The 23,444-nt window shown below is 59.8% G+C and carries 23 protein-coding genes; 4 read left to right on the top strand and 19 right to left on the bottom strand.

The features are described 5' to 3' along the window. Positions 1-96: 96 nt before the first annotated feature. From ACNYC6_RS12410 to ACNYC6_RS12350, 13 genes are all read right to left on the bottom strand, one after another. Entirely contained in the window at positions 97-726 is a 630-nt protein-coding gene (locus ACNYC6_RS12410) for a class I SAM-dependent methyltransferase (RefSeq protein WP_419712532.1), read from the bottom strand. Then, entirely contained in the window at positions 723-1,046 is a 324-nt protein-coding gene (locus ACNYC6_RS12405) for a hypothetical protein (RefSeq protein ID WP_419712531.1), read from the bottom strand. The genes ACNYC6_RS12410 and ACNYC6_RS12405 overlap by 4 nt, the downstream gene beginning before the upstream one ends. Positions 1,047-1,443: 397 nt before the next feature. Next, positions 1,444-2,088 carry a methionine ABC transporter permease gene (locus ACNYC6_RS12400; protein ID WP_338584147.1) on the bottom strand — a complete coding sequence of 215 codons (645 nt, stop codon included), beginning with the start codon at positions 2,086-2,088 and terminating at the stop codon, positions 1,444-1,446. Beyond that, a complete protein-coding gene (locus ACNYC6_RS12395) occupies positions 2,078-3,199 on the bottom strand; it encodes a methionine ABC transporter ATP-binding protein (protein WP_419712530.1) in 1,122 nt (373 codons plus the stop codon). The genes ACNYC6_RS12400 and ACNYC6_RS12395 overlap by 11 nt, the downstream gene beginning before the upstream one ends. Before the next feature lie 2 nt (positions 3,200-3,201). Continuing rightward, a complete protein-coding gene (locus ACNYC6_RS12390) occupies positions 3,202-4,011 on the bottom strand; it encodes a MetQ/NlpA family ABC transporter substrate-binding protein (RefSeq protein WP_419712529.1) in 810 nt (269 codons plus the stop codon). A 120-nt stretch (positions 4,012-4,131) separates the two neighbouring features. Continuing rightward, a complete protein-coding gene (locus ACNYC6_RS12385) occupies positions 4,132-5,490 on the bottom strand; it encodes an LLM class flavin-dependent oxidoreductase (RefSeq protein WP_419712528.1) in 1,359 nt (452 codons plus the stop codon). Further along, on the bottom strand, positions 5,490-6,683 hold the full coding sequence (locus tag ACNYC6_RS12380) for an SfnB family sulfur acquisition oxidoreductase (RefSeq protein ID WP_419712527.1): 1,194 nt from the start codon (positions 6,681-6,683) through the stop codon (positions 5,490-5,492). The genes ACNYC6_RS12385 and ACNYC6_RS12380 overlap by 1 nt, the downstream gene beginning before the upstream one ends. 23 nt (positions 6,684-6,706) lie before the next feature. Continuing rightward, the gene (locus ACNYC6_RS12375) at positions 6,707-7,948 is read right to left on the bottom strand and encodes an SfnB family sulfur acquisition oxidoreductase (RefSeq protein WP_419712526.1); all 1,242 of its coding nucleotides are present in this window, start codon (positions 7,946-7,948) and stop codon (positions 6,707-6,709) included. A 253-nt stretch (positions 7,949-8,201) separates the two neighbouring features. Beyond that, a complete protein-coding gene (locus ACNYC6_RS12370) occupies positions 8,202-8,966 on the bottom strand; it encodes a hypothetical protein (RefSeq protein WP_419712525.1) in 765 nt (254 codons plus the stop codon). 480 nt (positions 8,967-9,446) lie between these two features. Next, complete coding sequence (tcyN, locus tag ACNYC6_RS12365; protein ID WP_419712524.1) at positions 9,447-10,202, bottom strand: L-cystine ABC transporter ATP-binding protein TcyN; 756 nt, start codon at positions 10,200-10,202, stop codon at positions 9,447-9,449. A 4-nt stretch (positions 10,203-10,206) separates the two neighbouring features. Continuing rightward, positions 10,207-10,872 carry a cystine ABC transporter permease gene (gene tcyL / locus ACNYC6_RS12360; protein ID WP_419712523.1) on the bottom strand — a complete coding sequence of 222 codons (666 nt, stop codon included), beginning with the start codon at positions 10,870-10,872 and terminating at the stop codon, positions 10,207-10,209. After that, positions 10,872-11,672 (bottom strand): cystine ABC transporter substrate-binding protein, encoded by an 801-nt coding sequence (gene tcyJ / locus ACNYC6_RS12355; RefSeq protein ID WP_419712522.1) that lies wholly within the window; start codon positions 11,670-11,672, stop codon positions 10,872-10,874. Before tcyJ ends, tcyL begins: the two co-directional genes overlap by 1 nt. 273 nt (positions 11,673-11,945) lie before the next feature. Beyond that, positions 11,946-12,938: a D-cysteine desulfhydrase gene (locus tag ACNYC6_RS12350; protein ID WP_419712521.1), complete on the bottom strand. Its 993-nt coding sequence runs from the start codon at positions 12,936-12,938 to the stop codon at positions 11,946-11,948. Positions 12,939-13,128: 190 nt separating this feature from the next. On the opposite strand from ACNYC6_RS12350, the gene epsC reads away from it, so the two are divergent. After that, positions 13,129-14,055 carry a serine O-acetyltransferase EpsC gene (epsC, locus tag ACNYC6_RS12345; RefSeq protein WP_338584158.1) on the top strand — a complete coding sequence of 309 codons (927 nt, stop codon included), beginning with the start codon at positions 13,129-13,131 and terminating at the stop codon, positions 14,053-14,055. 389 nt (positions 14,056-14,444) lie between these two features. After that, a complete protein-coding gene (gene betT / locus ACNYC6_RS12340; protein ID WP_419712959.1) occupies positions 14,445-16,400 on the top strand; it encodes a choline transporter BetT in 1,956 nt (651 codons plus the stop codon). A 9-nt stretch (positions 16,401-16,409) separates the two neighbouring features. Here the strand turns inward: betT and ACNYC6_RS12335 are convergent, their stop codons facing one another. Then, entirely contained in the window at positions 16,410-16,670 is a 261-nt protein-coding gene (locus ACNYC6_RS12335; protein WP_419712520.1) for a hypothetical protein, read from the bottom strand. A gap of 125 nt (positions 16,671-16,795) precedes the next feature. After that, positions 16,796-17,536 (bottom strand): SDR family oxidoreductase, encoded by a 741-nt coding sequence (locus tag ACNYC6_RS12330; RefSeq protein WP_419712519.1) that lies wholly within the window; start codon positions 17,534-17,536, stop codon positions 16,796-16,798. A gap of 112 nt (positions 17,537-17,648) precedes the next feature. Here ACNYC6_RS12330 and ACNYC6_RS12325 point away from each other — a divergent pair, with 112 nt between their 5' ends. Next, positions 17,649-18,539: a LysR family transcriptional regulator gene (locus ACNYC6_RS12325; protein WP_419712518.1), complete on the top strand. Its 891-nt coding sequence runs from the start codon at positions 17,649-17,651 to the stop codon at positions 18,537-18,539. Positions 18,540-18,710: 171 nt separating this feature from the next. Then, positions 18,711-19,748 carry an L-glyceraldehyde 3-phosphate reductase gene (gene mgrA / locus ACNYC6_RS12320; protein WP_419712517.1) on the top strand — a complete coding sequence of 346 codons (1,038 nt, stop codon included), beginning with the start codon at positions 18,711-18,713 and terminating at the stop codon, positions 19,746-19,748. 132 nt (positions 19,749-19,880) lie between these two features. Here the strand turns inward: mgrA and tauD are convergent, their stop codons facing one another. From tauD to tauA, 4 genes are read right to left on the bottom strand one after another with little or no spacing between them, the layout of a single operon-like run. After that, a complete protein-coding gene (gene tauD / locus ACNYC6_RS12315) occupies positions 19,881-20,723 on the bottom strand; it encodes a taurine dioxygenase (protein WP_419712516.1) in 843 nt (280 codons plus the stop codon). A 60-nt stretch (positions 20,724-20,783) separates the two neighbouring features. Continuing rightward, on the bottom strand, positions 20,784-21,617 hold the full coding sequence (gene tauC / locus ACNYC6_RS12310; protein WP_419712515.1) for a taurine ABC transporter permease TauC: 834 nt from the start codon (positions 21,615-21,617) through the stop codon (positions 20,784-20,786). Beyond that, the gene (gene tauB, locus ACNYC6_RS12305) at positions 21,614-22,408 is read right to left on the bottom strand and encodes a taurine ABC transporter ATP-binding subunit (RefSeq protein ID WP_419712514.1); all 795 of its coding nucleotides are present in this window, start codon (positions 22,406-22,408) and stop codon (positions 21,614-21,616) included. Before tauB ends, tauC begins: the two co-directional genes overlap by 4 nt. 15 nt (positions 22,409-22,423) lie before the next feature. Further along, on the bottom strand, positions 22,424-23,401 hold the full coding sequence (gene tauA, locus ACNYC6_RS12300; RefSeq protein WP_419712513.1) for a taurine ABC transporter substrate-binding protein: 978 nt from the start codon (positions 23,399-23,401) through the stop codon (positions 22,424-22,426). Between the last annotated feature and the right edge of the window lie 43 nt (positions 23,402-23,444).

Below are 23,444 nucleotides of genomic sequence, written 5' to 3'. Positions count from 1 at the left end.
GGCGAGCGCTGCGCGCTCATCGCCAGCAGGCTGGCTCCCACAGGTGCATGCGATCAACTGTGGGAGCCAGCCTGCTGGCGATGGCGTCCTCGATGGCTACGCCGGCTTACGCCAGACACTCGCCAACCAAGGCTGCTGCTCCCGTGGCAGCCCCGCCGGCCGATAATAATGCTCCAGCTCCACAAACCCCGCTTCAGTCAGCAATTGCTGCCACGCCTGAAGGTCGTGATACGCCCCATAACGCGGCCCGTTCCAGCCTTCCTGATTCTCGCCACGGGGATTGGAGCTGAACAGCACACCACCCGGTTTAAGAGCCCCCCACAACTGCTTCAACACCCGCGGTAATTCCTGGCGCGGAACATGAAACAACACTGCGTTGGCAAAGATCCCGTCGAATCGATCGGCCGGCAGGTCGAGCTTCAGGAAGTCCTGCTGCCAGACCTCGCAACCACTGTCTTCTCGGGCCATCTGCGCAAGATTTTCCGAACCGTCCAGGCCGACGGCCTTGTGGCCCATGCGCGTGAAGGTCTGTAAATCGCGACCGGGACCGCAACCGAAATCGAGAATATCGAACGGCGTCTCGCCCTGAATATGCCGCAGCAACGCATCGATGTTCTGGCTGACATCGTGATCACGTGTTCCCTCACGAAAGCTCTCGGCCACCGAATTGTAATGGCCCAGGGTGGTGGCGGTGATCTGCTGGAGGTCGTCGGGGGTTTGTTTCATGGTTGGCTGCGCAGGCAATTGGGATTTGCCGAATATACGCCATCGGGTTTGGGGCTGTCGGCACCCTTGAGATGGTCGCCACACTGATACGCCGAGACTGAGGCGCAGCGCAGCAGATCGGCGACATAGAGCTGGGTGTCTTCGAAACTCACGTCCTTGCTGACGTTGTAGAAGCGCAGCTCATCGGGTGGTGAGGGTTGTTTTCCGGTGAGGTGGAAATCAATGGCTCGGTAGAGCGCGGAGCGATCCCTGAACAAATCGTCGGTGACGGTTTCGTTGGTGGGATTTTCGTTCGGTGGATCGGGTACGGACTTTTCCATTGGTAGAACTCCTGACTATTAGTTGGAGCCAACCGATTTCGCGACTAAACGAATAGGGGGGGGCGGCTGCACACAGGTTAGTCGACCGGCCGTCAGGCAATACCGGCGCACCCGAGGGTGCCCTGTGCACAGCCACCATAGAATTCAGGCAATAAAAAACACCTGAAAAAAGGTGACGCTGTGCGCCCGACGATATCCGGGCGACTAAACCCGATCACTGATGAGCAGTGACGGACCGAGACTAGCCACGGAATTCGGCAGGCGCAAGCGAGCGAAATGATCTAGGAAATGTCCTTCAAAAGAAAGGGAACGGACCTCCGGAACAGCTGATTTTCCTGTACGAAAACTTCCCTCTGGACGCACGCGACGACCTGTGGTGAGGGTGGCCTTCAGCTCTTCACCGCTTGTTCAGCCCTCGCGCCAACCGATCCCCACCCAACTGAATCACCGCCACCAACGCCACCAGCAACACAATCACCGTCAACATGATCTGGCTGTCAAAGCGCTGATACCCATACCGGTAAGCAATGTCCCCCAAGCCACCGGCGCCAATCGCCCCGGCCATGGCTGACGAGTTGATCATCGTCACCAAGGTAATCGTGAATCCGCCAACAATCCCCGGCAGCGCTTCCGGCAACAGCACATGCCAGACGATGTGCTGGCGTCGGCAGCCCATGGCTTGCGCCGCCTCGATCAAGCCGTGATCGACTTCGCGCAAACTGACTTCGGCAATGCGCGCAAAGAACGGCGTAGCCGCGATGGTCAGCGGCACCACAGCCGCCCAAACGCCGTACGTGGTGCCGACGATCAGCCGGGTGAACGGAATCAACGCCACCATCAGAATCAGGAACGGAATCGAGCGGAACAGGTTCACAAACGCGCCCAGTGCGCGGTTCAGCGCCGGGGCTTCGTAGATGCCGCCCTTTGAGCTGGTGACCAGGATCACCGCCATCGGTATTCCCGCCAACAGTGCGATCAGCGACGACACGCCGACCATCAGAAACGTATCGATAAAACCCTGTAGCAAGCGATCAAACCACATAGCCCAACACCTCCACCTGTTGCGCCCAATGGCTGGCGCGCTGACGCAATTGCTCGGCGCCGAGCGAGGAGCCGCTCACTGCCAGCAGCAGCTGCCCGAGGGCGTGGCCCTGAATGCGTTCCACGCCACCCTGCAACAACCGGACACGGCCACCGAGCGCAGTGAACAGCGCGGCGATATCGGGCTCGTCATGAGCCCCACCCGTAAATTGCAGGCGCAATATCAGCGCGTCGTCAGAGGACTGCGGTTGAGGTTGCAAGCGGCTTTGCAGCTCTGGCGGCAGCGCATGCTGCAACGGCGCGAGCAAGGTCTTGCTGACCTCGTGTTGCGGGTTGCCGAACACTTCCCACACCGGGCCTTGCTCAACGATGCGTCCATGTTCCAGGACAACCACGCGATCGCAGATTTCACGGATCACCGCCATTTCGTGGGTGATCAAAATGATGGTCAAACCCAGGCGCTGATTGATCTCGCGCAGCAGGCCGAGGATTGATTGCGTGGTCTCCGGGTCCAGCGCTGAAGTGGCTTCGTCGCAGAGCAGGATCGCCGGGTCGTGCACCAGTGCGCGGGCGATGCCGACGCGCTGTTTCTGGCCACCGGACAACTGCGCCGGATAGGCCTTGTGCTTGGCTTGCAGGCCCACCAGTTCCAGCAGCTCGCGGACTTTCTGCTCGCGTTTGTCCTTGGGCACGCCGGCGACTTTCAGCGGCAACTCGACGTTCTGCCAAACAGTCTTGGCCGACATCAGGTTGAAGTGCTGGAAGATCATGCCGATGCGTCGACGCAGCGCGACCAGGCGGTCCTCGTCGAACTCGCCGATGTCCACCTGATCGATCAGCACCCGACCCGAGGACGGTTGTTCGAGGCGATTGATGGTGCGGATCAGCGACGACTTGCCGGCACCGCTACGGCCGATGATGCCAAACACTTCTCCGCGCTGGATCGCCAGGTCGATGCCGTGCAAAGCGGCCACCGGGCCTTGTTTACCTTCGTAGGTTTTGCCCAGGCCGACGAAGCGCACATGGGCACGATTGAGCTCCGGACGCAGCTCGGTTTGTTCGGCGTTTTGAGGTGCCGGAATCTCCAGTCGCAGTTGAGTGGCGGCGGTCATGCTCAGCTCTCCCAACCGGCTTGATAGAGCTTGCCATGAGCTTTATCCAACGCTGCACGAACGGCCGGCGAATGTTGGTAGATGTCGACGAATTTGATCAGGCGCGGGTCGGTTTTGCTCTTTGGCTGGATCACGAACTGGATCACGTATTCCTTGTGATCGAGACCGTCGAACAGCAGCGCGGAACCGGCATCGAACGTCTTCGCCAGACGAATGTAGGCCGGGTAGCCCTGGACCAGATCGGCGTCCTCATAGGCGCGCACCAGTTGCACCGCTTCAACCTGGAGGATCTTGATTTTCTTCGGGTTGGCGATGATGTCTTCTTCGGTGGCCTTGTAGCCGACGCCTGGCTTGAGCGTGATCAAACCGGCCTTGGCCAGCAACTGCAAGCCGCGTCCGCTGTTGATTGGATCGTTGGCGATGGCCACGCTGGCGCCTTCTGGCAGCTCATCGAAGCTTTTGTACTTTTTCGAGTAGAGGCCGACGTTGTTGATGATCCCCGGCGCGAATGGCACCAGGTCAAAACCGGCGGCAGCCTTGGCGTTTTCCAGGAACGGGATGTGCTGGAAGTAGTTCACGTCGATGTCACCGGAAGCGAGACTGACGTTCGGCGCGATCCAGTCGCTGAATTCCACCAGCTCGACTTTCAGGCCTTGTTTGCCGGCTTCTTCGACCGCCGCTTCCAGCGGAATGGCGAAGGCGGCGGTGGTGCCGATTTTCAGTGGCGCGTCGGCGGCGAAGGTCACCGAGCTGAAGAGGCCGAGGGCCAGGGCCAGTGCTTTGACTGGGTGAGAGAGGTAGTTCTTGGTCATGATGAAGATTCCAGTCGGTGCATGAATTTTGTGGTGTTTGGTCGGGGCTCATCGCCGGCAGGCTGGCTCCCGCAGTGGGCATGCATTCCAAATGTGGGAGCTCGCCTGCTAGCGATGCTTTTAGCGGCGAAACGTCGAGCCGGCATGTTGCTCAGGCAAATGCGCCCCTTCGCCAAACAGCTTTTCCCGCAGGCTGCCGTCGTCATAAGCGGTCTTGTACGACCCGCGCCGTTGTAGCTCCGGAATCACCAGATCGATGAAATCCACATAGCTTTCCGGCGTGACGATCCGTGTCAGGTTGAAGCCGTCAAGACCGGTTTCGGTGATCCACGATTCCAGCTCATCGGCCACTTGTGCGGGCGAGCCGACCACCGTGATGTAGCGTCCGCCGAGGGCGTGTTGCTCCAGTAATTTGCGTCGCGTCCAGTCGTTGTTTTGCAGGTTTTTAGTGGCGGACTGGATCGCGTTGCTCTTCACGTACTGGATCGGTTCGTCGATGGCGTACTCGGAAAAATCGATCCCGGTGGACGCGGAGAAATGCGCCACGCCGGCCTCGGCGCTGGCGTAGCTCAGGTACTCGGCGTGCTTGGCCCACGCCAGCTCTTCGGTGGCGTCGACGATCACGTTCAGGCCCATGAACACCTTGATGTCCTCGGGATTGCGTCCGGCGTCGACGGCGCTGGCGCGGACCTTGTCCACCTGCACCTTGGTCGATGCCTTGGTCTGGCCGCTGATGAACACACACTCGGCATGCCGTCCGGCGAACAGCAAGCCGCGATCCGAACTGCCCGCCTGGAACAGCACCGGCGTACGTTGTGGCGACGGCTCACACAGGTGATATCCCGCGACCTGATAGAACTCGCCCTTGTGCTCGACCTTGTGCACTTTCTCCGGTTGCGCGTAGATCCGCTGCTGCGGATCGTTCAGCACCGCGCCGTTTTCCCAGCTGCCTTCCCAGAGTTTGTAGAGCACTTCCAGGTACTCGTCGGCCTGGTCGTAACGGCGGTCATGCTCGACTTGTTCGCTCAGGCCCATGGCTTTGGCGGCGCTGTCGAGGTAGCCGGTGACGATGTTCCAGCCCACCCGGCCACGGCTCAGATGATCCAGCGTCGACATGCGCCGGGCGAACAGGTACGGCGGCTCGTAGGTGAGGTTGGCGGTGAGGCCGAAGCCGAGGTTTTTGGTCACCGCTACCATGGCCGAAACCAGCAACAGTGGGTCGTTGACCGGCAGCTGGATCGACTCTTTGAGCGGTACGTCCACCGAGTTCTGATAGACGTCGTAAACACCGACGATGTCGGCGATGAACACAGCGTCGAACAGGCCGCGTTCGAGCAATTGCGCCAGTTCGGTCCAGTACTCGATGGTCTTGTACTGGGTCGACGTGTCGCGCGGGTGCGTCCACAGGCCATGGTTGATGTGCCCGATGCAGTTCATGTTGAACGCGTTGAGCAGGATTTTCTTTTTCGCAGCGGTCATCAAATAGTCCCCCGCAGCGGAGGATTTTCATCGTTGAGGTAGTAATTGCCGACCGCGTGATACTTCCAGCGCACCGGGTCGTGCAAGGTGTGCACGCGGGCGTTGCGCCAGTGGCGATCGAGGCCATGCTCGATCAGGGTCGCCTGGCTGCCGGCCAGTTCGAACAGGGTGCTGCCGGCCGCGAGGGAGATTTCAGTGCTGATTGCGCGAGCCTCGGCGACGGCAATCGAGGCGGCGGCGACGGTCTCGGCATGGGTGTCGGACTGGGCCTTGTCGAGGAGTTCACCGGCGCGCTCCAGCAGCGCTTCGGCGGCGTGCAGGCGGATGCTCAAGTGGCCGAAGCTCTTGAGGGTCAACGGGTCTTCAATGGCTCTCTCATGGGTCGCGTCGATCCACGGCCGGGTCTTGGTGCGCACAAAGTGCAACGCATCTTCATAGGCGGCGCGGGCGATGCCGGTGTCGATGGCGGCGTGGAGAATCTGCGCCAGTGGGCCGACTGGGGTAGGGCGCTCGAATGCACTCTGGAACGGGATCACGTCTTCGGCGGCGACATACACATCTTCGAACGCCACCGAACCGCTGCCGGTGGTGCGCTGGCCGAAGCCGCTCCAGTCGTCGATCACGGTCAGGCCTTTGCTGGTGCGCGGTACGAATGCCAATTGCTGCACGCCGTTTTCATCAATCACCGAAGTCGGGATGCGCTGGGCATAAATCGCGCCCGTGGCGTAGAACTTGCGACCGTTGATGCGATAGCCGTTGCCGTCGCGTGTGAGGCGGGTGACGCGGTCGTGGGCGGTTTTGGTGCCGAGTTCGGCGAGTGCATTGCCGAAACGCTGACCAGCCAACACTTCGGCGTACAGGCGTTTCTTCTGCTCGGCGCGGCCGTTCACGCGCAGTACCTCCAGCGCATAGAAATGGTTCTGCGGGATCTGTCCGAGCGAACCGTCAGCCTGACTGATCAGCGCGATGACCTTGGCCAGCGTGACGTTGGAAACGCCGGCACCCCCGTATTCTTTCGGCACACTGATGCCCCATAGGCCAGAGCGGGAAAACACTTCCAGCTCCGGGTATGGCAGTCGACGTTCACGGTCGCGCAGGGCGCTGTCGCGCTTGAAATCTTCGGCCAGGTCGCTGGCGACAATCAGGGCTTGCTCATCGCTGGTTAAGACCGCGACGTGGTGAGAACTTGTCATGTGTTTCTCCAGAGGTCTGGTCGTTAAATCCAGGAATGGCGAGCCGGTAAGGTGCCGTTGAGGTGATAGGCACCGACCGCGTGGTATTTCCAGCGCACCGGGTCATGCAGGGTGTGCACGCGGGCGTTGCGCCAGTGGCGGTCGAGGTTGAATTCGGCGAGGGTGGCGCGGCTGCCGGCCAGTTCGAAGAGCTTTTCGCTGGCCAGCAGCGAAATCTCGGTGGTCAGCACTTTGGCTTCGGCCACGGCAATCGAAGCGCGGGCGGCGGACTCAGCGGTGAGCGGCGCGGTGCTGACCTGATCGAGTACCTGCCCGGCCTTGCGCAGCAGGGCTTCGGCGGCGTGCAGTTCGATTTTCAGTTTGCCGATATCGGCGATCACGTATAGGTCATCGCTGGCCCGTTCGACATTGGCGTCGATCCATGGTCGCGCTCGGGTTTTCACGAACTCGATGGCATCATCGATGGCGCCCCGGGCGATCCCGGCGTCGATGGCAGCCTGAATCAGTTGCGAGACGGCGCCCTGGGTATTGGGCTTATCGTTGATCTTCCAGTTATCCACCACCAGTTCGGCGTCGACCCGCACGTTGTTGAGCAAAATCGTGCCGCTGGCGGTAGTGCGCTGACCGAAGCCGGACCAGTCATCGACGATCCGCAACCCCGGCGTGCCGCGACGCACGAAGGCCAGCACTTGCTTGCCGTCGTCATTGAGCGCCTTGACTGCGACCCAGTGCGCAAACAGCGCGCCGGTGGAATAAAATTTCTGCCCGCTGAGGACAAAACCATCGCCGTCGGCGGTGATGCGCGCCTTGAGCTCCAGGGTGTTTTTGGTGCCGCGTTCCGGCCCGGCATTGCCGATGCGCCAGCCGTCGAGCACGCTTTTGAACAGCTGTTTTTTCTGCGCCTCAGTGGCGCTGCCCAGCACCAGATTCAGGATACCGAACTGGTTCTGCGGGATCTGCCCGAGGGCCGGGTCTGCCGCGGAAATGATCGCGAACACTTCGGCCAGGGTGACGAACGAAACCTGTGGGCCGCCGTATTCGCGCGGGATGCCAATGCTGCCCAGGCCACTGCGGGTGAACTGTTCGATTTCCGACCACGGCAGCTTGCGCTGCTGGTCGCGTTTGGCCGCTTGCAGGCGGGCGGTTTGCGCCAGCTCATGGGCGGCCTTGATCGCTTGAGCGTCGTTGCGCAGCACTACTGCGGGCAACAACAATGGGGCGATGTCCAGATCACTCTGGACGATTGCATCTGCCAGACTGGACATCAGTGCCGCTCCTTGGCTGCACGCAATGCCCTGGCGATCTGCACTGGGGTGATTGTGTTCCGGACCATACCTACCTCACATCTTATGGAAACGCCGCTGTGCGACGAACGAAAACAAGAAGGTCCGGTGGTCCGGTGTATATACCCTAAGCGTTTATAAATAACTTATGAACTAACTTTTAGGAATATACATAGAAGTTGCCTCATAGCCCTGTAGCAGCCGAACGCAGGCTTCGCCAGCGGCTACCCGCAGTTCAGCGTTTGCGGGGTTCAGCGGCCTGGAGGTGTTCTTTCTTCGGTACCTTGAGATAAGGATTGGCACAACCAATTTTCAGCGTACGTGCCGGTGCCCATCGCGAGTTGTTGCCCACGCGATCGAGGATGCAGTAAGTCACTTCCAGACGCAGGTCTTCGCCGGCTTCGACAATGATCGCCGGTGGCACCCAGACCTGAATCGGCTGGCCCACATCACTCGCCTTGAGCCGTGGCAGGTCCATACGCACATCGCCCCAACGCAGGGTGATTTCGTCGTCGGCCGCCATGTTCAAATACGGCTCGATGGTCAGCGGCACGCCGCGTTTGATCTGGTTCTGATTCAGGCCCTGACGACGAATCGTTTCGGGAATGCCCACCGGCGCCAGGCCCTGGTTTTCGTCTCCGCACAAGGCGGATGGCTGACCCCCGGGGCAATCGAGTTTGATCTGCACGCGCCTGGCAGCCGATACCGCCGGCCCTTGGCCGATCTGCATGATCCGGTAGTGAATGCGCGAGGAGCCATTGGTGATGAAGCTCTCCGGGACCCGCAACTGAACGGATCGGCCGACCTCATCGCGGGTCAGCACCCGGGAGGCAACGTAGCAGTTGTCCCAGAACAGTTCGATCAGATCGCCTTTGTCCATCGCCGGGTAGGGCGGCACGTCGATCAGCAGGTGCGCAGCCGAGGTGATGTTGATGCCAGTCTTGTGGGATTGCGCCACGGTCGGGGCCGCGAGTGCGCATGGGTTCGAAGTGCTTTTCATGGAGTCTCCTTGAAGTTTTGCAGCGAAGTCCGTTTCTGAAAAATAAAAACGTGAAATGCGAACGGCAAAACAATTCATTACTTTAGGTTTAAAGAATGAGTGAGCGTGATGAATGACGCCGGTTGGAGACTAGATAAGAGTGCGCTGGAATAAGTGTCAATAGAGTTTATTAGTTGGTCGGGGAATGAGGTGTTATTCAGAAAGTTCCTACGCGATGAAGTTAATAAACGCTATCGTCGTAGCGAAAATACCCATGAATACGGGGCTTTTATGGCTTGTAGGTCAGTGTGGGCAGGCGCGGGTGTCAGATCCGCTGATGATGTGTTATCAGCGCAGGTATGTTGCGGGATATAAATATGTATCGCACGCGCTGACAAGAAGGGGTCTATTGTTCTTGCGTTTTTGTTGTGCGTGAATGGTGGTTGGTGCAGAGAAATTTAACTTCCGTCCGTGGAAGTTAACAAGTTTGCGAAGAGTGATTTAATTGTGCGAGTTGTTGAGGAACTTGCTGAGGAACTGTTTCGTGCGTTCTTCTTTCGGGTTGGCAAACAGTGCCTTCGATTCGCCTTGTTCGACAATCACACCCTTGTCGAAGAACACCACACGATTGGCCACGTCACGAGCGAAAGCCATTTCGTGGGTCACGATGACCATGGTGCGATTCTCTTCGGCCAGACCGCGGATTGTCGCCAGCACTTCGCCCACAAGCTCTGGGTCAAGCGCCGAGGTCGGTTCGTCGAACAGGATCACTTCCGGTTCCATTGCCAACGCGCGGGCAATCGCCACGCGTTGTTGCTGGCCGCCCGAGAGACGGCGCGGGTAAGCGTCTTCCTTGCCCGCCAGGCCAACCTTGGCCAACAGTTTTTTACCCAGGGCGACGGCGTCGGCGTGCGGGATCTTCTTGACGATGATCGGGCCTTCGATAACGTTTTCCAGGGCGGTGCGATGGGGGAACAGGTTGAAGTTCTGGAACACGAAGCCCACGTGCTGGCGCAGGTTGCGCACCAAGCCCTGCTGCTGATTCAACGGACGACTGGTATCGATCTCGATTTCGCCGACCTTGATCCGGCCGCTGGTGGGTTCTTCCAGGAAATTCAGGCAACGCAGGAACGTGGTCTTGCCCGAGCCGCTCGGCCCGATGATCGCCACGACCTCACCTTCCTTCACTTGCAGATCGATGCCGTTGAGCACGACTTGACCCTTGAACTGCTTTGTCAGTTTTTCCACGACAATCATGGGGTCAGGACTCCTGGTCGTGCCGATTGACCCGCTCTTCCAGCTTGTTCTGCAGGTGCGAAAGCACCGTGGCCAGAACCCAGTAGATCAGCGCGGCGGCAAGATACATGGTGAAAATTTCGAAGGTACGGGCGGTGATCAGCTGAGCCTGACGGAACAGCTCCGGCACCTGGATGGTGGCTGCCAGCGCAGTGTCCTTGACCAGCGAGATGAAGCTGTTGCCCAGCGGCGGCAATGCCGTGCGCATCGCTTGCGGCAGGATGGCCCGGCGCAGGGTCTGCGCGCGGGTCATGCCGATACTGGCAGCGGCTTCCCACTGACCGCGTTCGATCGAGCCGATCGCGGCGCGCAGGATTTCACAGGCATAGGCAGCCATGTTCAGCGAGAAGCCGATCAGGGCCGCCGGCAGCGGATCAAGTTCGACACCCAATTGCGGCAAGCCGTAATAGATCACGAACAGTTGCACCAGCAACGGCGTGCCGCGAAAGAACGACACGTAGATGCGGGCGATCCAGCTCACCAGCTTGAAGCGCGACAGGCGCATCAGTGCCAGGCCGAAGCCCAGCAAGAGGCCGAAGAACATCCCGCCGAGGCTCAAGATGACCGTGTAGTACGCGCCCTTCAGCAGGAAGGGCGCGGAGTCCAGCGCGAGTTGAAAAGCTTCTTCCATTATTGAGTGACGTCAGCGTTGAAGTATTTTTCCGAGAGTTTTTTCAGGGTGCCGTCGGCGCGCAGTTTGTCGATCGCCTTGTTCACCGCAGCCAACAGTTCAGGTTCGCCTTTGCGCAGGGCAATACCGGCTTCCTGACGGGAGAACGCTTCACCGGCGGCGGTGGTGTCCTTGGCTTTCTTGGCGTATTCCAAAGCGGCCAGGCGGTCGATCAGGATGGCGTCGATACGGCCGACACGCAGGTCCTGGAACTTGGTCGGATCGTCTTCGTAGGTGCGCACGTCAGCGGTCGGCACATTGGCTTTCACCCACTGCTCGTAGTTGGTGCCCAGGCCCACGCCGACTTTCTTGCCGCCCAGATCGGCAGCGGACTTGATGTTCAGCTCGGCGGCCTTCTTGGTCAGCACCAGCGCCTGGATCCCGGAAACGGTGTACGGCTCGGAGAAGTCATACTTCTTCTTGCGCTCTTCGGAGATGGTCACCTGGTTGATCACCGCGTCCAGACGCTTGGATTCCAGCGCCGCGAGGATGCCGTCCCATTTGGTCGGTTGCAGTTTGACCTTCACGCCCAGCTCTTTGGCCAGCGCTTCGGAGAATTCGACTTCGAAGCCGGTCAGTTTGCCGTCGGCGTCAACGAAGCTGAACGGTGGGTAGGTGCCTTCAAGGCCGACGTTTATCACGCCAGCGTCTTTGATTTTTTGCAGCTGCTCACCGGCAACGGCGTTGCCGATCAGGCCGGCGCTCAGTGCCAGGCCCAGCGATCCCACCAGCAGATTACGACGTAGTGCGGAGAAATTCATGACAAGCCCCTGTGTTTTCTTATGGAAGACGCTTTAGAAAGTTGGCAAATTCGGGAATTGGACGACTGCGATATCCTGCCCTAAAGCAGCGTATGCGTCTCGCTGCAAATTCGCCTGCGGCGTGACTATATGATGGCGTTGTTAGATTAGAAAATAATAAATTCTATTTTTTATATGCGTAAAACGAATAACTGATGGGCCTTGAAAAGATCGCAGCCTGCGGCAGTTCCTACAAGTTTTGGCAAACTCGCGCAGGCTGCGATCTTTTGATCTTTACAGAAAATCCTTATAGGCAAACAACGCCGGCGCCCCACCGGTGTGAAGGAAGATGATCGGGCCGTCATCGAAACGCTGCCGACCAATACCGTCCAGCAACCCCGCCATGGCCTTGCCGGTGTAAACCGGGTCAAGCAGCAGGCCTTCCTGACTCGCCAGCAGTTTCACCGCCGCCAGCGTCCCGGCATTCGGCTCGCCATAACGCGGCGCGAAATACTCGTCCCATAACTCGACTTTGAAGCTGTCCGGCAGCTTCACACCCAACAACTTGGCAGTGCGTTCGGCCAGGCCCTGTACCTTCGGCCGCTGATCTTCATCGCTGCGCGAAACCGTCACGCCGATCACCGGCAAATCCGGCAACGCTTCGCTCAACGCCAATGCCAGACCGCTGTGGGTCCCGGCGCTGCCCGAGGCCAGGACGACAGCGGCGAAATTCAGGCCGGTGTCCTTGATCTGTTCAGCCAGTTCCAGACCGGCCCGTACGTAACCCAAGGCGCCCAATGCATTGGAGCCACCGATCGGCACCAGATACGGTTTCTTGCCGTTATTGCGCAGGCGAGCGGCCAATGCCTGCAATTGTTCGTCGGCGTTGTCGAGGTTTTCCACCAATTCGACCTTGGTATCGAACAGCTCCAGCAACAGCCGATTGCCGTTGCCGACGTAATTGACGTCATCGGTGCCCAGCGGGTTTTCCAGCAATGCTACGCAGCCAAGGCCCAGCTTGGCGGCAATGGCGGCAGTCTGGCGTACATGGTTGGATTGCAACGCGCCAGCGGTAATTAAGGTGTCCGCACCCTGGGCCAGGGCATCGGCCGCCAGGTATTCGAGCTTGCGCAGTTTGTTGCCGCCCATTGCCAGTGGCGTCAGGTCATCGCGCTTGACGTACACATCGCGGCCCAGCCAGGTCGACAGGCGTTCGAGTTTTTCCAGGGCGGTGGGCTGACCGAGCAGGTCGAGGCGGTTAAAGCGGGCAAGCTGTTGTTTGATCATGGGTCCGTACGGGCGGTGAATGATGTCGGGACTATAGGCACGCCTTTTTCTCGGGGCAACCGCCAATCGCTTATAGCTGATGGTGCTTAACACAGCACAATTGGTTCTTAATTTGCGCCGCGACCCTTGCCGTAAAGTAATCGCCGTTGACGCGGCCAGACCGTCCGGCCGCCCGTGAGGAGTTTTTACCGTGAGTGAGCGTTCCAGCCATTGGCAATTGCAGACCATCGTCAGTCAGCTGCGCACGGCACGTGACCAGTGGCGTGCACAAAACGGCCGCGCCAGCACCGAGCAGGGCGGTCGCGAGTTGCCGTCCCGGGCGGCCATGGCGGACATTCTCGAAGCCTTGTGCGGTGCGCTGTTCCCGATGCGTTTGGGGCCGGTGGATCTGCGCGAGGAAAGTGAAGATTTCTACGTCGGTCACACCCTTGATGTCGCGCTGAATGCGTTGCTGGCGCAGGCGCGACTCGAATTGCGTTATGCCGCGCGCCATGGCGCCGAGGCCGAGACGGAGGTCGAAGCCAAGACCATCCAGATCATTCAGGATTTTGCCCTTGCCTTGCCGGGCCTGCGCAGTCTGCTGGACACCGACGTGTTGGCGGCCTACCACGGTGACCCGGCGGCGCGCAGTGTCGATGAGGTGCTGCTGTGCTACCCGGGGATTCTGGCGGTGATTCACCATCGTCTGGCCCATCATTTGTATCGCGCCGGGCTGCCGTTGCTGGCGCGGATCAGTGCGGAAATCGCTCACTCGGCCACCGGTATCGACATCCACCCGGGCGCGCAGATCGGTCGCAGTTTCTTCATCGATCACGGGACCGGTGTGGTCATAGGCGAGACCGCGATCATCGGTGAGCGCGTGCGGATATACCAGGCCGTGACGTTGGGCGCCAAGCGTTTCCCGGCGGACGAAGACGGCCAGTTGCAGAAGGGCCAGCCGCGACATCCGATTGTCGAGGATGACGTGGTGATTTACGCCGGCGCGACGATTCTGGGGCGGATCACCATTGGCAAGGGCTCGACCATTGGCGGTAATGTCTGGCTGACCCGTAGCGTACCGGCGGGCAGTAACCTGACCCAGGCGAATTTGCAGCTCGATGATGGGGCGCAGAAATAAGGCCGCATTCCTCCGCTGACTGATCTACCGTCATCGCGAGCAGGCTCGCTTCCACAGGGTTTTCTGGCGTTCACAGCATTTGTGTCCACCCGATCCACTGTGTGCGAGCCTGCTCGCGATTGGATTTCAAGCCGAATCGAGTAGCTAAATCCGCGTTATTTTCCCTCCTTGAGCTAGCGTACACGCACGACCGCCCAGCCCTGCGATTAGTCCTTAGCCCCCTATCCATGTTTAACTTGAACGTTCATTCAAGTTAAACCGGTGGTTCGCTGCCCGCTCACAACAGGAGGCTTGCCTTTGCTGAGTCCGATGTCTACAGCCACGATTTACCCCTGCGTGGTGCACCGTTCATGAGTGCATCGTCCCTTCCTCCAAGCGGCCTGGTCCGCATGAATCCGCCGGTGTTTTACTTCGCGGCGAGTTTCATTCTGTTGTTTGGTGTCGTGGTCATCGCCATGCCCGAGCAGGCCGGTGCCTGGTTGCTGGCCGCACAAAACTGGGCGGCCAACACGGTCGGCTGGTACTACCTGCTGGCGATGACCCTGTATCTGGTCTTCGTGGTGGTCACCGCGTTATCGGGCTACGGCAAGATCAAACTCGGTGCCGACCACGACGAGCCCGAATTCAGTTATCTGTCGTGGGCCGGCATGCTGTTCGCCGCCGGGATCAGCATCACGTTGTTCTTTTTCTGCGTATCGGAACCGCTGACCCACATGCTCCAACCGCCACAAGGCGAGGCGGGCACCGCGGATGCAGCGCGCCAGGCGATGCAGATTCTGTTTCTGCACTGGGGCTTGCATGGCTGGGGCGTGTTCGCCTTCGTCGGCATGGCGCTCGCTTACTTCGCGTATCGACACAACTTGCCGCTGGCCCTGCGCTCGGCGCTGTATCCGCTGATCGGCAAGCGCATCAACGGCCCCATCGGTTACGCCGTGGATGGCTTCGGCATCATTGCCACGGTGTTCGGCCTCGGTGCCGACATGGGCTTTGGCGTGCTGCACCTCAACTCGGGCCTGGATTACCTGTTCGGCATTGCCCACACCCAATGGATTCAGGTCGGCCTGATCACGCTGATGATGGGCGCGGCGATCATCGTCGCGGTATCCGGCGTCGACAAGGGCGTGCGGGTGATGTCCGACATCAACATGCTGCTGGCGTGCGCGCTGCTGCTGTTTGTGTTGTTTGCAGGACCGACGCAGCATCTGCTCAATACCCTGATCCAGAATCTCGGCGATTACCTCGGCGCTCTGCCGATGAAGAGTTTTGACCTTTACGCCTACGACAAGCCGAGCGACTGGCTGGGCGGCTGGACAGTGTTCTATTGGGCCTGGTGGATCGCATGGTCGCCGTTCGTGGGGCTGTTCATCGCGCGGATTTCCCGTGGCCGGACCATTCGCGAATTCGTCTTCGGCGTGCTGTTGATTCCCCTGGGTTTTACCCTCGCGTGGATGTCGATCTTCGGCAACAGCGCTATCGACCAGGTGCTCAATCACGGGATGAGCGCGCTGGGTATGTCGGCCATCGACAACCCGTCGATGACCTTGTACCTGCTGCTGGAAACTTACCCGTGGAGCAAAGCCGTCATCGCGGTCACGGTGTTCATCAGCTTTGTGTTCTTCGTCACCTCCGCTGACTCCGGCACCGTAGTCTTGTCGACCCTGTCCGCCAAGGGTGGCAACCCGGATGAAGACGGGCCGAAATGGCTGCGGGTGTTCTGGGGTGCGATGACCGCGCTGGTGACCAGTGCGTTGCTGTTCTCCGGCAGCATCGATGCGTTGAAGTCGGCGGTGGTCCTGACATCGCTGCCGTTCTCGTTGATTTTGCTGTTGATGATGTGGGGCTTGCACAAGGCGTTTTATCTGGAGTCGCAAAAGCAGATTGCGCAACTGCATTCGTTGGCACCGGTGTCCGGCTCACGGCGCGGTGGCTGGCGTCAGCGCTTGAGTCAGGCGGTGCATTTCCCGTCGCGGGACGAGGTGTATCGCTTCCTCGATACGACGGTGCGTCCGGCGATCGAAGAGGTCTCGGCGGTGTTCATCGAGAAGGGGCTGAGCGTCATTACCCATCCGGAACCGGTCAACGACAGCGTCAGCCTGGAAATCGGTCACGGCGATGAGCACCCGTTTATCTACCAGGTGCAAATGCGTGGCTACTTTACCCCGTCGTTTGCCCGGGGCGGCATGGGCTCCAAGGAGCTCAACAACCGTCGTTACTACCGCGCCGAAGTGCATTTGAGCGAGGGCAGCCAGAACTACGATCTGGTGGGCTACACCAAGGAGCAGATCATCAACGACATCCTCGATCAGTACGAACGGCACATGCAGTTCTTGCATCTGGTGCGCTGATCCGGAGCTTCACGCTTCGGTGGTCATCACCATGAACAACACCAGTGCTGCTACCGGGATACCGAACACGGCGCTGCCCACCACCAGCTCCGTTCCCAATGGCTGGTCGGCATGCACGATGCCGACCGCGCCGTTGATCAACGTCAGCGCCAGCCACAGCACGATAAAGCTGTAGGCCAGGATCTGGCGGCTGAAGCCGATTTTCTCGCCGATGTAGAGCATCAGGGCGAGGAGGATCAGGCCGAAGGTGATAATGATCGTCGTGTGCATGGTGTATGCCTCCCTTCAGTTATGCAGGGCTTTTCAGGGCGCTATCGCGAAGCAAGGATCACCGCGATTCTTGTGGGCGCGAGCTTGCTCGCGATAGCGGCGCTGTGGTCTCAGTGTGAACCCGGTTAAACCAGCCCGCCATTCACCCGCAAAACCTGCCCATTGACCCAAGCCGAATCAGGCCCGGCCAAAAAGGATACGACGCGAGCAATATCCTCTGGCTGACCCAGGCGTTCCAGCGGCGGCATCTTCGCGAAATTCTGAATCTGCTCCTCACTCTTGCCGTGCAAAAACAGCTCGGTCGCCACCGGCCCGGGAGCCACTGCATTGACCGTGATGTTGCGCCCACGCATCTCTTTGGCGAACACCTGGGTCAGCGATTCCACCGCCGCTTTGCTGGCAATGTACACCGCATAACCCGGCAGATTCAGGCCAACCGTGCTGCTGGAGAAATTGATGATCCGGCCACCGTCGTTCAGGCGCGTGGCCGCTTCGCGCAGGGTGTTGAAAGTGCCACGGGCGTGGATGTTGAAGGTCTGCTCGAACAACTCGTCGCTGTGCTGCGCCAGCGGCAACACCTTGAGAATGCCGGCGTTGTTCACCAGCACATCGACTTTGCCGAGCTGGGTCTCAGCCTCGTCGAACATCCGCCGCACGTCCTCGGCATTGGCCACATCGGCCTTGATCGCTATGGCTTGATGGCCGGCCTGACGCAGTTCCACCACCCGTTTCGACGCTTCGCTGGCGCTACTGACGTAGTTGATGGCGACGGCGAAACCTTCGCTGGCGAGTTGTCTGGCGATGTCCGCGCCAATGCCACGTGAGGCGCCGGTGACGAGGGCAACTTTCGAAGTCTGGTGAGTCATTTCGCAGTACCTGTGATGGGGTGTGAAGCCAATTTCACATGTTTACTCAGGCCGATAAATGCACCAGAGTTGCCTTGACTGTTCAAGAATCGCCAACAATCAGGTGCCCGCCGTGGATCAAGTCAAAGCGATGAAAGTGTTCGTGCGTATCTACGAGCGGGCGAGCTTTACCCAGGCCGCGGATGATCTGAACCTGCCACGGGCCACGCTGACCCACACGCTCAATCAGTTCGAAGCCTGGCTCGGCACCCGCCTGCTGGAACGCAGCACGCGCCGAGTGCGGCCTACGCTGGATGGCGAAGCGTATTACCAGCGTTGCGTGCAATTACTGGCAGAACTGGAAGAGGCCGAACTGGCGTTTCGCAGCGTGGCACCGAAGGGCCGCTTGCGGGTGGATATGCACGGCACCCTGGCCCGGCATTTCGTGATCCCGGCCCTGCCGCAATTCATGGCTCGCTACCCGGACATTGAGTTGTCCATCAGTGAGGCCGATCGCCAGGTCGACCTCATCACCGAAGGCATCGATTGCGTATTGCGCGCCGGTACGTTGAGCGACTCCACACTGGTCGGCAAACGTGTCGCCAACCTGCGCCAGATCACCTGCGCCAGTCCCGCGTACCTGCGCAAATACGGCGAGCCAAAAAAACTCGACGACCTGAAAAACCATCGCGCGGTGAATTACATTTCGCGCACCACCGCCAAATTGTTCCCATTCGAATTCATGGTGAACGGTGAGCTCATGGAAGTGGCAATCGACGGTGCCATTTCAGTGTTCGGCGCTGAAATCTACGCCGCCTCGGCGATTGCCGGTCTCGGCCTGATCCAGTGCCCGCACTACCGCATGGAAACGCAAATCGCCCAGGGACTGATCAAGGAAATCCTCACTGAAACCCCACCGCCACCGATGCCGGTTTCGGTGCTCTACCCGCACAACCGACACATGTCGCCACGGGTCCGGGTGTTTGTGGATTGGTTGGAGGAGGTGTTTGCGGGAGCCAGATGAAAATCAAAAGATCGCGGCCTGCGCGAAATGTCGGAATAAGGTTAGGCAAAAGAAATATGAAACGTTTCAGCAATTAGTCGAATCCGGGGTTTCCTGGTTTTTGTCTGCGCGTATGCTGGACGACTGGCGAAGCAGTCGAGACCAGATTCAAGACAGACAAGAGAGGATTCGATGACTTACACCGCTGCCGAAAACCGCTATGACTCCATCCCTTACCGCCGCGTAGGTCGCAGCGGTCTGGTGCTGCCGGCATTGTCCCTGGGCCTGTGGCATAACTTCGGCGACAGCACGCCGATCGATACCCAGCGCGCGTTGTTGCGCACGGCGTTCGACCTGGGCATCAACCATTTCGACCTGGCCAACAACTATGGCCCACCGTACGGCAGTGCCGAGATCAATTTCGGCCGTTTGCTGCGGGAAGACTTCAAGCCGTACCGCGATGAGCTGATCATCTCCAGCAAGGCTGGTTGGGACATGTGGCGCGGTCCTTACGGGCAGGGCGGTGGTTCGCGCAAGTACGTGCTGGCCAGTCTCGACCAGAGCCTGCAACGCCTGGGTGTGGACTATGTCGATATTTTCTACTCGCACCGCTTCGACCCGGACACGCCACTGGAAGAAACCGCCAGTGCACTGGCCACGGCAGTGCAGCAGGGCAAGGCGTTGTACATCGGCATCTCGTCTTATTCCGGGGTGAAAACCCGTGAAATCGCCGCGCTGCTCAAGGAATGGAAAGTACCGCTGTTGATTCACCAGCCGGCCTACAACCTGCTCAATCGCTGGGTGGAAAAAGACCTGTTGGACACCACCGATGAGCTGGGCACCGGCGTGATTGCGTTTACGCCGCTGGCCCAAGGGTTGCTGACCGACAAATACCTCAACGGTGTGCCGGCGGATGCGCGGGTCAACCGTCCGGGCGGTGGTTCGTTGCAGGCGTCGCACTTGTCGGATGCCAACATTGCTCACGTGCGTGCGCTCAATGAAATCGCCAAGCGTCGCGGTCAGAGCCTGGCGCAACTGGCGTTGGCCTGGACGCTGCGTGACCCGCGGGTGACCTCGGCGCTGATCGGTGCGAGCCGGCCAGAGCAAATCATCGAGAACGTCGGGGCGTTGAAGAACCTGAGCTTCAGTGCAGAGGAACTGGCGGAGATTGACCGGTTTGCCCAGGAGGGTGGGATCAATCTTTGGGAGAAACCTTCGACGGCGGAGTAAGTGTTTGACGCTGTATTACTCGGCGTCTTTTACATGACTACCGCTAGCAGGCTAGCTAGCGCCCACATTGGAATGCATTCCTCCTGTGGGCGCTAGCCTGCTGGCGATGGGGCCAGAATGGGCAACAAAAGATCAGCGAAAAAAAGGCACATCCCCCAACACCGTCGCCCGCTGCATCACTCGCCGCGCGGGGCGGTAATCGTCCACCGCGTAATGCTGGGTCACGCGGTTGTCCCAGAACGCGATGTCGTCTTTCTGCCAGCGCCAGCGGATGGTGAATTCCGGCCGTGTGGCGTGGGCGAACAGGAACTTCAGAATCGCCTCGCTCTCGGTTTCCGACAGTTCGTTGATCTTCGAGGTGAAGCCTTCGTTGACGAACAGTGAGCGGCGCCCGCTCACTGGATGGGTGCGAATCACCGGGTGTGACAGCGGTGGGTTCTTGCGGCGTGTTTCTTCCCATTGGGCCAGCGCTTCAGGTGTGTTGCCGTAGCGTTCCAGCGGAAACGAACGAGTGAAATCGTGAGTGGCGGTCAGCCCTTCGAGCAAAGTTTTCATCGGCGCCGACAGCGCCTCATACGCGGCGATGCCGCTGGCCCACAGCGTGTCGCCACCAAACTCCGGCAACAGCTTGGCGCTGAGCACCGCGCCCATGGCCGGGGTCGGCAGGAAGGTCACGTCGGTGTGCCAGATCGCATTGTCGCGCACGTCGGTGACGGCGGTGTCGAGGATCAGCACTTCCGGTTGTTCCGGCACATTCGGGTAGATCGGGTGAATGTGCAGATCGCCGAAATTGGCCGCGAAGCGCGCCTGTTGCTGTGGTGTGATTGGCTGGTCGCGGAAGAACAGCACCTGATGCTTGAGCAACGCTTGTTCGATGGCGTCGCGATGCTCCAGGTTCAGTGGCTGGCTGATGTCGACGCCACTGATCTGTGCGCCGAGGGCGAAGCTGAGGGGGACGATGGTCAGGTGGCTCATGGTGGTTCTCTTCAATCCGGGGCGCCGAGGTGTCGGCGTAGTCAGTGCGATCAAAATGTACTAGTGAGCCTGGCCGTGCCACGGCACCAGTTTGCGCTGCAGTTTGCGCAGGCCCATCTCCATGGCGAAGGCAATCAGCGCGATCACCAGAATCCCCAGCACCACCACATCGGTGACCAGGAACTGCGCGGCCGACTGCACCATGAAACCCAGGCCACTGGTGGCGGCAATCAGTTCAGCGGCGACCAGCGTCGACCAACCCACACCCAAACCAATGCGCACGCCAGTCAAGATATCCGGCAGCGCACTCGGCAAAATCACATGGCGAATCAACTGCGCCCGCGTTGCACCCAACGACTGTGCTGCGCGCAATTTGGCCGGGTCGACTGTGCGCACACCGGTGGCGGTGGCGATGGCAATCGGGGCGAAAATCGCCAGGTAGATCAGCAACACTTTCGATAACTCGCCAATGCCGCACCAGATCACGATCAGTGGCAGATAGGCCAGTGGCGGAATTGGACGATAAAACTCGATCAGCGGATCGAGAATGCCGCGAGCGATGCGGTTATGGCCGATGGCGATGCCCACCGGAACGGCGGTCAGCACCGCGAAACCGAGGCCAAGACCGATGCGGCTGAGGCTCGCGCCCAAGTGCTGCCACAGGGTTGAATCCATATAGCCGCTGGTCGCCAGCAGCCAGCCTTTCTGCAGCACGGCCGATGGTTGCGGCAGGAACAGCGGTTCGATCAAACCGGTCGCCGTCACGGCCCACCAGATGACAACCAATGCGACCAGGGTCAGCAGGCTGATCCAGCGCGTGCTCAAACTGCGGCGGACTGGAATGGCCGTCGTGTTTGTTTTCACTGTGGCCGCGGGAATTTCGTAGCTGCTCATGCGTGCTCCTGGCGCTGGGCGGCGCTGCGTTGGGAGAACACTTTGGCGAGTACGTGTTCGCGGGTTTCGATAAAACGCGGATCAGACTTGATCGAGCGCGCCGATTCACCGTTGGCGTAACGCTGACCGAAGTCCAGGCTCAGGCGTTCGACGATTTGCCCGGGATTGGGCGCCAACAAAATCAGGTCAGTGGCAAGAAACACCGCTTCTTCAATGTCGTGAGTAATCAGAAACACCGGTTTCGCGGTACGCCGCCACACTTGCAACAGCAGTTCCTGCATCTGTTCGCGAGTGAAGGCGTCGAGGGCACCGAAGGGTTCGTCCATCAGCAGCACGCGAGGGTCGGCGGCGAGGGCGCGGGCCAGGCCAACACGCTGCTTCTGACCACCGGAGAGTTGCCAGATGCGGCGGCTTTCAAAACCTGAAAGATCAACCAGTGAAAGCATTTCCTTAGCGCGCAGTTCACGTTTCTCCCGCGCGACGCCGGCCAGTTCCAAGCCAAAACCAACGTTGGCCAGCACATCTTGCCAGGGCAGCAAGGCGTCGTCCTGGAACACCACGCCACGTTCAGCGCTCGGGCCTTTGACCGGCACGCCATCGAGGGTGATGCGCCCGGCGCTGGGTTCGACGAAACCGGCAATCAGGTTCAACAGCGATGTCTTGCCACTGCCGGACGGGCCGAGGGCGACCAGCAACTGCTGGGGCCCCAGACTCAATGAAATATCCGCCAGCACCGGTTCCGGGCTGCCAGGGTACTGTGCGCTGATGCGCTCCAGCTGTAGCAAAGCCATTGCGTTGACTCCCGATCAGTTGGTGATGAACTTGGCGCTGACGTATGGCGCGTAGTCCGGTAATACGGCTTCAACCTTGCCCTGTTCCTTGAGGAACGCGGCGGTGTCGGTGATGGCTTTGGTGGTCGGCGCGCCGAGGGTGGTGACCTGGTCAGCCGCCAGCGGGTAGACGTTGCCTTGCAGCAGCAGCGGAATATCGCTGGCCTTGGCGCCGGAGAGTTTCACCAGTTTGTCGACATTGCTTTGATTGGCGAGCCAGGCGTTCGGGTCTTTGCGGTAATCGGCGTAGGCGTCCAGGGTCACTTTGGCGAATGCGGTGACGATCTCCGGATGCTTCTCGGCGAAGTCTTTGCGCACGATCCAGGCATCGAAGGTTGGCGCGCCGAACTTGGCCAGCTCACCGGAAGTAATCAGCACTTTGCCGTTTTCCTTGGCGACACCCAACGCGGGGTCCCACACATAGGTGGCATCGATATCGCCGCGTTTCCAGGCAGCAATGATTGCTGGCGGTGCGAGGTTGAGCACGGTGACTTTCGAGGGATCGATGTTCCAGTGCTTCAGCGCGGCGAGCAGGCTGTAGTGGCCGGTGGATACAAACGGCACGGCGATTTTCTTGCCGATCAGGTCCTGCGGAGTCTTGATCCCGGAACCGTCACGCGCCACCAATGCTTCAGCGGCACCGATCTGGGTGGCAATCAAAAACGTTTCCACCGGCACTTTGCGAGTGATGGCAGCCGTCAGGGGGCTGGAACCGAGGTAGCCGATCTGCACGTCGCCGGACGCGATGGCGGCGATGATGTCCGCACCGTTATCGAATTTGCGCCAGCTGATGTCGGCCTGGGTGGCTTTTTCGTAAGCGCCGTCGGCCTGGGCGACTTTCGCCGGGTCAACGGTGGTCTGGTAAGCGACAGTAACGTCGGCCGCCTGGGCAAACACACTCGCCGCAGCCAGAGAAGCGGCAGCCAGCAGGCGAAGAGGGAAAGTCAGTTTCATCGGGAAGCTCCTTGTCAGGCGACCGAGAGTCGGCGTGAAAGGA

The organism is Pseudomonas sp. NFX224, assembly GCF_048565165.1.
GTDB lineage: Bacteria > Pseudomonadota > Gammaproteobacteria > Pseudomonadales > Pseudomonadaceae > Aquipseudomonas.
This window is presented reverse-complemented; position numbering and strand designations above follow the sequence as displayed.